The sequence below is a fragment of the Candidatus Binatia bacterium genome (assembly GCA_036504975.1).
Taxonomy (GTDB): Bacteria; Desulfobacterota; Binatia; order UBA9968; family UBA9968; genus JAJPJQ01.
This window is the reverse complement of record DASXUF010000062.1, coordinates 1-8,943: the sequence shown is the minus strand read 5'-3', so window position 1 is coordinate 8,943 and position 8,943 is coordinate 1. Positions and strand designations below refer to the sequence as shown.

Annotated in this window: 9 protein-coding genes; 7 read left to right on the top strand and 2 right to left on the bottom strand. The window is 60.4% G+C overall.

Translation table 11 applies throughout. The annotated features are described in order from the left end of the window. Both VGL70_08075 and VGL70_08070 read right to left on the bottom strand, forming a co-directional pair. Positions 1 to 681, bottom strand: a 681-nt coding sequence (locus VGL70_08075; protein HEY3303476.1) for a hypothetical protein, incomplete at its 3' end; no start/stop codon positions are given. 3 nt (positions 682 to 684) lie between these two features. Next, positions 685 to 1,629, bottom strand: coding sequence for a D-2-hydroxyacid dehydrogenase (locus VGL70_08070; GenBank protein ID HEY3303475.1), 945 nt, complete (start codon positions 1,627 to 1,629; stop codon positions 685 to 687). A 116-nt stretch (positions 1,630 to 1,745) separates the two neighbouring features. On the opposite strand from VGL70_08070, the gene VGL70_08065 reads away from it, so the two are divergent. The 7 genes from VGL70_08065 to VGL70_08035 all read left to right on the top strand — a co-directional run bounded on the left by VGL70_08065 (position 1,746) and on the right by VGL70_08035 (position 8,942). Then, positions 1,746 to 2,531, top strand: coding sequence for an iron-containing redox enzyme family protein (locus VGL70_08065; protein HEY3303474.1), 786 nt, complete (start codon positions 1,746 to 1,748; stop codon positions 2,529 to 2,531). Continuing rightward, positions 2,528 to 3,550: an ABC transporter substrate-binding protein gene (locus VGL70_08060; protein HEY3303473.1), complete on the top strand. Its 1,023-nt coding sequence runs from the start codon at positions 2,528 to 2,530 to the stop codon at positions 3,548 to 3,550. Before VGL70_08065 ends, VGL70_08060 begins: the two co-directional genes overlap by 4 nt. A gap of 97 nt (positions 3,551 to 3,647) precedes the next feature. Continuing rightward, entirely contained in the window at positions 3,648 to 4,448 is an 801-nt protein-coding gene (locus VGL70_08055; GenBank protein HEY3303472.1) for an iron-containing redox enzyme family protein, read from the top strand. A gap of 90 nt (positions 4,449 to 4,538) precedes the next feature. Then, positions 4,539 to 5,300 carry a class II aldolase/adducin family protein gene (locus tag VGL70_08050; GenBank protein HEY3303471.1) on the top strand — a complete coding sequence of 254 codons (762 nt, stop codon included), beginning with the start codon at positions 4,539 to 4,541 and terminating at the stop codon, positions 5,298 to 5,300. Positions 5,301 to 5,312: 12 nt separating this feature from the next. Then, positions 5,313 to 6,089: a class II aldolase/adducin family protein gene (locus tag VGL70_08045; protein HEY3303470.1), complete on the top strand. Its 777-nt coding sequence runs from the start codon at positions 5,313 to 5,315 to the stop codon at positions 6,087 to 6,089. A gap of 79 nt (positions 6,090 to 6,168) precedes the next feature. Beyond that, positions 6,169 to 7,200, top strand: a complete 1,032-nt coding sequence (locus VGL70_08040) for an ABC transporter substrate-binding protein (protein HEY3303469.1) — start codon at positions 6,169 to 6,171, stop codon at positions 7,198 to 7,200. Continuing rightward, positions 7,197 to 8,942 (top strand): amidohydrolase family protein, encoded by a 1,746-nt coding sequence (locus VGL70_08035; protein HEY3303468.1) that lies wholly within the window; start codon positions 7,197 to 7,199, stop codon positions 8,940 to 8,942. Before VGL70_08040 ends, VGL70_08035 begins: the two co-directional genes overlap by 4 nt. The last annotated feature ends 1 nt before the right edge of the window (position 8,943 follow it).

Here is an 8,943-nt window from a genome sequence, read left to right as displayed (position 1 = left end):
CTCCGGCCCGAGCGGATAGCCGAACGACTCGTTGCGGAGAATAAAGTGCTGGCGCGCCAGCTCCCGTGCGAAGTTCAAGGCTTCGGGATACTCCGACGGGCTCGCCTCATGAGCCAACCGATCGAAGGCCATGCGCCGCTGGTGATAGTGAACGTGCTCCTGGCGGTAAATGATTTTGAACGCCTCGGCCAGGAGCCGCTCGATCGGACCGCCTTCGATCATCGCGCCCGCGGCGGCAAACGCCACTCCTCCGCCGGGAGAGAAACTGCCGACGGCCCGCACCAGCGCGCTTTTGCTGTTCGCGTATTTGCGCCGGACCTGTTCGAGCTTGAGCTGTTCCTCGGTGGGCTTGGCTTCCGTGGCTTTGAGGTTGACTCCGGTGATGAGCTGCCGGATGTCGGCGAGGAGGCGATAATGCTGGATCTCGTCGGCCATCTCGTAAGCCTCGGCTTCGTATTCGCCCCGCTCGATTTCGGAATCCAACTTTTCGTACATCTCGATCAAAGCCCGCGCTTTTCCCGGCACGACGTGGATCTCTTTGTAAAGCTGAACGTCCAGCCAGGCGATGAGCTGCTCCTGCGGCCTCGGCCGGGAAAAGAAAGTCGTCACCACCTCGAAGTGACCGCCCCAGTAGCGGGAGAAAGTTTGTTCGACCTCTTGAATGAAAGAAAAGGCGTCCATGGTTTAATACCCCAGCTCCTTATCGACCAGGTTGCGCAAAGGCGCCCCCGACAGAAAGCGCTTTAGATTATCTTTGAAGATCGGCAACAACAGCTCCCACTTTTGCGCCGCGGCGCCGGCGATGCGCGCCGTGATCATGACGTTGGGCAGGTTCCAAAGCTCGGAGTCCTGAGGGAGCGGCTGCCGGGCGAAAGCGTCCAGCGCGGCGCCCGCGATCCACTTTTCCTTCAGCGCTCGCGTTAGAAGCTTTTCGTCGACCGCCTTGCCGCCGGTGAGATTGATCAGATACGCGCTCTTCTTCATGGAGCGCAGCTCTTTCTCGCCGATGATATCATTCGTCGAAGGAATCGAGGCCAAGCACAGAACCAGGAAATCAACCTGCGGCAGCATCTGCGGAAGAAATTCGGGGCCTCCCAACTCGTCCACGTAGTCCGGCTTCCCGTCCACGGTCCTTTTCGTGGCGAGCACCCGCATGCCCAAACATTTCGCTTTTTGCGCCAGCTCCGAGCCGATCGTGCCGAGACCGACAATGCCGAGCGTCTTGCCCGACACCTCGTCGGTGCTCACTCTTTGCCACTTTTTTTGGCGTTGCGCATCCCAGCACTCGGGCAGCTTCTTCGCCAGCGTGAAGATCGCGGCGAGGGCGAACTCCGTAAACGAACGCCCGTGGATGCCCTTGGACCCGGTGAGCTGAATCGGCCGGCTCTTCACGGCCGGCGTGAGGTACGCGTTGAGGCCGCCGCGCGTAACGTGAAGCCAGCGAAATTTCGCCATGCGCGCGACGAGATCGTCGGCAAGCGATTCTTCCGTGAAGACCGCGTCGATCTCCGCGGCCTTCGATTGTCCGGCGTCGCCGTCGACGAATTCAACGCCGGGGAACTCGCTCTTGAGCGAGCGCAGCTCGTTTTCCGGCAGCTCGAGGCGGATCCAGATCCGCAAATTTTCCATCGCTCAAGATTTAAGCCGCAGAGCGGGGCGTTGTCAAACGGACGCGCGCTTGACAGCAATAGCGTCGCGTGGGAAAAACGAATGGAAAGTTTCACCGCGCGGTCGGAGGAAAAAACATGGCGGCGGAATTGATCGACGAGGAAGGAGAGCCCGGGCTTGCGCCGGACCGGTTCATCGCGGCGATCTGGGAAGAGCGGCGAAACTACGTCAAGGCCGGCAGGATCAAACAGCCGCATCCGTGGCGCGTCGCGGTCGGCAGAGGCCAGGTGACGAAAGGCGCGCTCGTCGAGTACGTCAAGAACCGCTACTACTTTTTGGTCAATATCAACCGCAAAGACGCGCAGATCATCGCCAACTGCCCCATCCCTGATGCCAGGCGCATGCTGCTCAGGAAGTATATCGATGAGGAGGGGCAGGACGTGACGGGCGGCAAGCTCGGTCCGCACTATGAAATGTGGCTCAAAGTGTCGGATGGCCTCGGCGTGCCGCGATCCGCGATGAACAGTTTTGCCGACGTGCTGCCCGTGTACCGCTTCACCGTCGATGCCGTGTTCGATTTCGCCAAACACCACGAATGGATCGAGGGCGTGGCCGCGACGTATGCGACTGAGGGCGGCATGTGGAAACGCTATACGCCCAAGGAAGAGCACGGCGAAAAGGACTTCCTGGACGAAGGGGAGGCGTTGAAAAAATATTTCGCCCTGCCGCAAAACGCTCTTGAATTCTTCCACGTCCACGGCGACGCCAACGACCAGCACGGCGATATCAACGAGGCGATCCTGAAAAAATATTGCCTGACCAAAGAACAGCAGCGCAAGGCGCTCGCCGCGGCGCGCTTCCGCTGGGACAATCAGGAAACCCGTCACGACATTATTTTTCGATATTTCGTTCAAGGGAAATGACGCTCCGAAACCATCTCATCCCGGCTGCGCTCCTGCTGAGCGCTCTGCTATGGGCGTCGTACGGTCGAGCGCAGGATTCAACCAAGCAACTCCAGACGCTCAACGTCTCCTACGCCTCGGTGACCGGCAGTCGGATTCCGCTGTGGGTCGCCAAGGAGGCGCGGCTCTTCGAGAAGCACGGCCTGAACGTCAACCTGGTCGTGATCGCGGCCGGAAACACCGCTATCGGGGCGCTCATGGGAGGCGACGTTGAGATCCTCGGCGCCCCCGGCAGCACTTCGATGGTTTCCGCGGCCAGAGGACTCCCCATCGTCATCATCGGCACCTTCGGTCCCGGCGCCTGGAAGCTCGCGGCGCACCCGTCGATCACTTCGGTTCAGGACCTCAAGGGAAAGACGGTCGGAACGAGCCGGCCCGGCACGACGATCGATTTCGCTTTGCGCAGAGTTTTGCTCAAATTGGGGCTGGTTCCCGGCAAAGACGTGAACGTGCTGGCGACCGGACTCGCGGAGTCGATCAAGAGAGTTTTCATCATGCAGCAGGGTAAGATCGACGCGACGCTCGTGAGCCCGGATAATCTCTACGAGGCGGAGTCCAAAGGCATGAAGGTCTCGGTTCTGGCCGACCTGCGGGAGCTGGGCATCCATACCAGCGCGAGCGATCTCTCGGCCAAGCGGGATTTCATCAAGGCGCAGCGCGCCCGGGCGCGCGCGTTTCTCGCGGCGTACTGCGAGGCCATCTGGCTGGCGCGCACGAATAAGACCGTAGCGCTCGCGAGTTTTCGCAAATACATGCGGGAGAACGATCCCCAGCGCCTGGAGATCTACTATAAAAACTACGTCGAGGACATGCTTCCCGCCAAGCCGTATCCGATGGAAGACGTCATCCAGGCGGAGATCGAAAACCAGAGTCTCACGATGCCGGAGATGAAAGGGAAAAAACCCGCCGACTTTATCGACAAGACGCTGCTCGGCGAGCTGGAGGCCGAAGGCTTTTTCGCCCGGCTCTACAACCGGTGAGCGCCTTCCTGCGTGGTCTTTTCAGCGGTCTGCTTGACAGATTCGCCAACGATACGCTATTTCTGATGAGAAAGTTTAACAGGAGGCAAATTTTCTTATGGCTTCGATCGTCGAGCTGAGAGCCCGCGCGCGCAAAATGTTTCAGGAGATCGAGACGCCGTGGAGCTATCCGCGCTTTCCCGATCCGCCGCGCGAGTTTCTTCCGCCGGAACAATTTCTCGAGGCCGTGTCGGAGGCCGTGCTGGCGCACCACACCAAGATCAATCATCCGTTTTGCCTCAAGCTCGTGCGCGGCGAATGGACGAAGAAGCAGCTCCAAGCGTGGGCCAAGCAAGACTACCACGCGAAGGTCCAGACGCTCAGGAACGACGCTTACATCGTCGCCACCGCGCCGACGCTGGATGAGCTCCAGGAGCAGCTCAAGGTGCTTCTCTCCGAGGCGGGCGAAGATCTCGCAGGAGGGAAATACCCCAGCCATCCGGAGCTCTGGCTGCGCTTCGCGCAGGGACTGGGCCTCAGCCGGGAGGAGGTTATGCGCTCGCAGCCGTCGCCGCTGATGCAGGTGGTGCTGGACGCCGAGCGCTACAAGTCGATGAAGCAGACCGTCGGCGATCTCCCGGCGAACCTCCGCGTGGGCGAGAAGATCAACGCCGTGGTCCATCCGGTCTGGGCCGAGGCCCTGAGAGAAAAATATCACGTGCCCGAGGAGGCGCTGGAATTTTTCACCGCCCACGGAGAGGCGGACCAGGACCATGGAAAACTGGGCGAGCAGATCGTCCTCAGCAGGGCGGGGACGGCGGAAGCGCAGAGCGCCATCTGGCTGCATCTCAAGAAGAGCCAAGGGAAGCAGTGGGTGACCTACGACGCGTTCTATCAGGCGGCGATGGAAGCGGCGTAACCCTCATCCTTTCCTCTCCTTGGGAGGGAGAGGACCAAGGAGAGGGTCGAAGGTTGAAGGGTTTAACGCTTCAGGACCGGGGGAAAAGAAATCGGAAATCTCAAATCTAAAACTCGAAACCCGCAAGCCGACGCCGCGCTGGTAAAAAACGTCGCGCTCTCGTGCCGAATTCTCGCCAAGCTCGGCCTGTTCAAGGAAACGACCGGCCACGTGAGCGCCCGCAACCGCGACGGCGAGTCGATGCTCATCCGGGGAAGGGGAGGGGACGAGACGGGTCTGTTGTACACGCGCCCCGTGGACATCGTCCTCTCCGACTTCGAGGGCGCGCCGCTCAAAAACCGCGCCGGGCTAAAAACTCCCAACGAGGCCTGCATCCACGGCGAGATTTACAAGCTGAGACCTAACGTCGGCGGCGTGGTCCACGCGCACCCGCCGTCGATCGTGCTCGCGAGCATCGCGGGCATCGCGCTCCGGCCGATCTACGGCGGCTACGATCCGCAGGGCATGCGGTTGGCCTTGCGCGGTATACCTCTGTTCCAGAGCAGCCTGACACTGCATTCCAAGGAGCAAGTTCACGCGATGCTCGAAGTGATGGGAGAAAGCGACGTCTGCGTTCTCCGCGGCCACGGCGTCGTCGTCGTGGGGAAAAGCATCGAGGAAGCGACGATCCGAGCGATCAAGCTGGACCATCTGGCCAAGATGAACCTGCAAGCGGCGACCCTCGGTAACGTCCCGTCGATCCCTCAGGACGACATCGACGCTTTCCTTTCGCGCCGCGGCGCGCCGGATAGGTCGCAGGGCGCCCTGTGGCGCTTTTATGCGGAGTGGGAAAAGAAGGGATTCGGGGATTAGGAATTGGGGATTATGGGACCAAAAATGGAAAATCAAAAATCGAAAACCCGTACTGAGCAAAGCCGAAGTATCGAAAATCTCAAGCGGCGGCTGGTGGAGGGTTTGCAGGTGATCACCGGCGAGGGAATTCTGTCCGGGTCGGGACATTTGAGCGCGCGCGTTCCGGGAACGGAAACTTTTTTGATCAACCCGCGATTTGCCGGCATTCTCGCCGAGCCCAAAGATATCTGCACGGTAAATTTCGCCGGCAAGCGGATCGCCGGCAAAGGGCCGATTCCTTCGGAGAGTCTCATTCACAGCACGATTTACCGTCGCCGGTCGGACGTCGGAAGCGTCATCCATTGTCACGCGCGGAGCGCGATCCTCGTGGGCCTCCAAGACACTGGCCTGGTCCCGTTCAACCGCGACGCGCGGCTCTTCGCCGACGGCGTGCCGATATTTCCCGACAGCCACGGTATCAACAGCGAGGCTTTGGCCGAGCGAATGGCGCAGGCCCTCGGCCCGCACTACGCGATTTTCCTCCGCGGCCACGGCTGCGTCGTGGTGGGGCCGGGAATCGAAGGGACTTGCATCTCGGCGATCCAATTGGAGCGCGCCTGCCAAGACCAGCTTCTGTTGATGAGCTTCACCACGCCGAAGCCGATGGCGGACGCCTCGCGCGGCAGAGTAACGGCGCGGCTGGAGAATCCTTATCGCGCGTGGCCGTTTCTGCTTTACAAGCACAAGGTGAAATCCAAAGCCCAGATCCGCGCGTCGATCCGAACGCTGAAAGAGGGCGAGCACTACTAGGCAAGGATGAAGGATGACCCGTTCGATTACACTCAGGGTCATGGTGAGGGAACTCGAACCATGAAAGCGGAAGGATGAAATGAAGAATAGCGAAAAACTGACTGCCGTGCTTTTGGCCTGGGGCTTGCTGTTATGCGGCGACGCTTCCGCTCAGGAAAAGAAGCTGGAGACGATGACGATATCCTACGCGTCGGTCTCCGGGACGCGCGCGCCGCTATGGATCGCCAAAGACCTCGGGCTCTACGACAAATACGGTCTCGACGGCAACCTGGTTTACATCGCATCGGGCATCACTTCGGTGAATGCTCTGCTCGGCGGCAGCGTCCATTTGATCGCCGCCTCCGGCTCCTCGGCCGTCACCGCGGCCGCCCGGGGCGCCCCGGTCGCGATCGTCGCCAGCCTGGGGCCGATCGCCTACAAGCTGGTCGCGCATCCGTCGATCACTTCCATTCAAGGGCTCAAAGGAAAGATCATCGGCTCGAGCCGGATCGGGGCCGGCTCCGACTACGCGCTGCAGCGCCTGCTGCCGAAGATCGGACTGCAACCGGGAAAAGACGTCCAGGTCATACCGACGGGGCTGAGCGAATCGGATCGCCGCATCGTGATCATGCTCCAGGGAAAAATCGACGCGACCATCGCCACCGCCGATAATCTCTTGCAGCTCGAGCTGGCGGGGCAGAAGGTGACCGTCCTGGCCGACTTGCTCGACAAGGGCGTGTACACTTCCGGCAGCGACATTTCGACCAGCCGCCAGTTCTTGAAGGACCGGCGGCGCGAGATCAAGGGTTTTCTCATGGCGCTCACAGAGGCGATTGCCATCGGCAGAAAAGACAAGGAGCAGGCGTTCCGCGTCTACCGCAAATACATGAAGGTGACCGAGCCCAAGCTTTTGGAATCGATGCACAAGAATTATCTCCTCGGGACCATTCCGCCCAGGCCGTTTCCCAGGGAAGAGGCGATTCAGAACGACATCGAAGACCTGAGCAATACTTATAGCGCTCTCAAAGGGCGCAAGATCGCCGAGTTCATGGATCTGTCAATCATCCAGGAGTTGGAAAAAGAAGGGTTTTTTACCAAGCTCTACGGCCCGGAACCCTCACCGCGAAAATGAAATCGATTCGGTTTTATCGTGTTCTTTGCGTGCTTGCCGCCGTTCTGGCCGTTCTTGGCTCTGCGATCATGGCGGCCGACGAGGCGCCGGTCGTTCTTCAAGTAAAGCTTTTGATCGACGGCGCGGGCGGGCCGCCTCTTGCCGATGCGGACATCGTCATCGAGGGAAAGCGGATTCAAGCCGTCGGCAAGCATGGAACATTGGCGCTGCCGAAAGGGGCAAAAATTTTAGACTTCCGGGACAAGGTCGCCATTCCCGGCCTTATCGACGCGCACTCCCACTATCGCGATTGGCAAGCGGAGATCTATCTGTCTTACGGCGTAACGACGGCGTTCGATATCGGCGACAATCCGTTGCCGTGGAGATTCGCCCAGAAAGAGGGAATCGACAAGGGCAAGCTTCTCGGACCGCGCCTGATCGTCGCGGGGAGGTTGAACCGGGCCGGAGAGGACGGCGGGGAAGAGGGCTCGCGCGGGAGGACCGAAGTTTATGTCCGCAGCGCCGAAGAGGCCAAAGAAGAAACGAAAAAGGCGATCGGTGCCGGCGTCGATATCGTCAAAGCGCTGGAAAATCTCTCAACCGAGGAGCTACGCGCAATCAGCACCGAGGCGCGCGCCGCCGGAAAGCCCGTCGTCGTGCATTCCATCAATGGAACCGAGGCCGTCCTGGCGGGCGTCGATATCAATTCGATCGAGCACTCTCACTCGGTCGCCATGGCGACAGTCGCGAGCGCCGAGGGAAGAAAAAAGTTGCATGAGGGACGAACGGCCACGCGCAACCGCATGACCAGCCAGGAAGTCCACAGCTTCATGGAGGAGGAAACTTACGATCGGGTTATCCAGACGTTGGTAGGAAAGAACGTTTGCTGGACGCCGACCTTGGCCACGGCCTGGCGCGCCTTTTCGAAGAACAGGCGGAGATTTCAAGACGACGAGCTCAAGCTTCTCGCGTCGTCTCGGATCGCTTACGTTCCGCCGTATTTTAGCGCGAACACGAAGGAGTATTTCACCGGGACAGCGAAGCTTGAGACCGGTCTCCAGCAACGGATCGCGAGCGGCTACGGGAAGTTGCAGGAATTTCTTCGGCGTTTCGTCAAAGCCGGCGGACGCCTTCAAACCGGCTCGGATCCCAACTCCATTCTTCCCGGACTGGCGATCCATCGCGAGCTGGAGATCATGGTCGAGGCGGGTCTGACTCCGATGGAGGCGCTCATGGCGGCGACCAAAAACCCCGCCGAATGCGAAAAACGGGCGTCGGATTTCGGCACGATCGCGCCGGGCCGGTTCGCCGATGTCGTGATCCTCGATGCCAATCCGCTGGAGGATATCTTCGCCGTCGAGCGTATTCACACGGTCTTCAAAGAGGGCGTCGCGCGCAAGCCCGCGTATAGTCCGGCCTACCGGAATCCGATCCCGCGGCCGCAGCCGGACCGCCCGGCGTCCGAGATCGACAGTCTCGTCCCGGATTCGGTCACGCAGGGAGAAGGGCCGGTAAAACTCTCGATCAAAGGCAAGAACTTTCTCAGCACCGCCGTGGTCAAGGTCAACGGCAAGCCCGTGAGCGCCGAGGTCCAATTTCGTCCGGCAAGATTTCCACAGAATTTTCGCCGCGCCGGTGAAATCAACGCTACGCTCCCGCCGGAGCTGTTGCGCGCGCCCGGAACCTATCCGGTCGTAATCGAGCACCCCGGCGCCGGCGGCTCGCAGTCGGAACCCGCCTATCTGATCGTCAAATTCCGCTGAT